Annotated in this window: 2 protein-coding genes and 1 pseudogene; 1 reads left to right on the top strand and 2 read right to left on the bottom strand. The window is 74.4% G+C overall.

Going from position 1 to position 1,623, the window contains the following annotated elements; translation table 11 throughout:
- Positions 1-457: flagellar hook-length control protein FliK (locus AB0F81_RS51215; RefSeq protein ID WP_360211758.1), on the top strand; the 457-nt coding region annotated here is incomplete at its 5' end.
- Positions 458-510: 53 nt separating this feature from the next.
- Here AB0F81_RS51215 and AB0F81_RS51220 read toward each other — a convergent pair.
- A complete protein-coding gene (locus AB0F81_RS51220) occupies positions 511-756 on the bottom strand; it encodes a hypothetical protein (RefSeq protein WP_360211761.1) in 246 nt (81 codons plus the stop codon).
- Positions 753-1,623: pseudogene (locus tag AB0F81_RS51225) on the bottom strand (hypothetical protein); the annotation flags it as partial. The gene AB0F81_RS51220 and the pseudogene AB0F81_RS51225, both read right to left, overlap by 4 nt.

Consider the following 1,623-nt stretch of genomic DNA (forward strand, 5'->3'; position numbering starts at 1 on the left):
GGCGCCACCACCGCCGGCCGCGCCCGCGGTGCCCGCGCCGCCGGCGACTCAGCTGGCCATGCGGATCGCTCCGCTGCGGCTGGACGCCGACGGCGTGCACCGCCTGACCGTCAACCTGCACCCGGTCGACCTCGGCCCGGTCCAGGTGGTCGCGGAGATCCGCAACGGGGACATCACCGTCCAGCTCACCGGCGGCACCGAGGCCGGCACCGAGGCGCTGCGCTCGTCGCTCGACGAGCTGCGCCGCGAACTGGAGGAGTCCGGCTTCGGCAACTGCTCGCTCGACCTGCGCCAGGGCAACGCGCAGCAGCAGGCCCGTGAGCAGTTGGCGGGCCAGTCGGCGGCGGCGCTGGGACGCCGTACCGGTCAGGGGGCCGGCAATGACGTGCCGGCCGAGCCGGCGCCGGCCGCGACCCGGCGGGCGGTGCCCACCGGGCGCCTGGACATCCACGCCTGAGACGACACCGGCGCCGGTCCGCGAATGCGGGCCGGCGCCGGTGTTTCAGCTGCTCAGGGTGACTTCTCCGGTTCCGACGAGTCGAACCGCTCGGGCGTCACCGGGGTGGGCGCCGGTTCCGCCGAGGCCCGGTATCCGCCGATGATGAAGCGGAACCCGGCCAGCAGCACGGCAGCGATCGGCACCGCGATGAGGAACCGGATCAGCACCTGCATGATGTCGATCTCGTCGAGCAGCAGGCGGTACCAGGCCGGCGCGCTCATCAGCAGCGCGAACAGCAGAACCGACGGTCTGATCATCGCCGGGAGGAGCGGGAGGACCGGCGAGGTGAGGCGGCGGACGGCATGACCTCGGCGGCGATCCGGGCGCACAGCATCGCGGCCCAGGCGTGCGGCGTGGCCGGCTTGCCGTCCAGCGAGAAGATCGGCACGTCGAGCCCGAGCACCGAGGCCGGGTCCGAGGTGAGTTCCACGCTGTGCACCACGAGCGACTCCACGTCACCGAGGCTGCGCAGGTGACGGGCGGTGTCCGCGGTCTTGCGGGTGGCGTCGACCACGGCCCACAGCGCGGTGGCGCCGAGCGCGTCGCACATGTCGTTGACCCAGAACGGGTCGGTGCCGCCGACCGGCGCGTCGATCACCACGACCCAGGGGTGCTCGGAGCCCTGCAGCTTCTCGGCGCGTGACTCCGCCGCGCTGCGGCTGGAGATCAGGCGCGACGAGTGCAGCCCGGTGCCCGCCGTGGAGGGCGCGGCCAGCAGCAGGTGGGTCTGGTCGACGTGAATCTGCTCCAGCAGCTGCTTGGCGATCGGTACGGCCGTGTGCACCTCCCCCGCCAGGACCAGGATCTCCCCGGGCCCGTCCGGGATGCCCGGTGCGGCCGGGCGGGCGGCGAGCACGCTGAGAACCCCGGCGTACGTGTCCCCACCCGTGATCTTGCGGGCCATCTCCTCGGGCATGCCGACCGTCATCAGGTTCCGCTGGACCGGGTCGAGGTCGCCGGAGCGCAGTTCCGGTGTCGCGGCGGGCGGCGGGGCGGCCGGTGAGATCGGCCGCGACTCGTCCAGCCCGTACACCTCGGCGGCGGACCGGACCGGCGCCGGGCTGAACCCCGCCGGTGCGCGCGGCGGCGCCGGCGCGGGTTCGGCGGGCCGGAGGTGGGCCGGC

This window comes from Actinoplanes sp. NPDC024001 (assembly GCF_040638955.1).
Lineage (GTDB): Bacteria > Actinomycetota > Actinomycetes > Mycobacteriales > Micromonosporaceae > Actinoplanes.

Excerpts from the sequence above, each read along its gene's own strand:
- AB0F81_RS51220 (WP_360211761.1), bottom strand. The coding sequence starts at position 756 with ATGATCAGACCGTCGGTTCTGCTGTTCGCGCTGCTGATGAGCGCGCCG.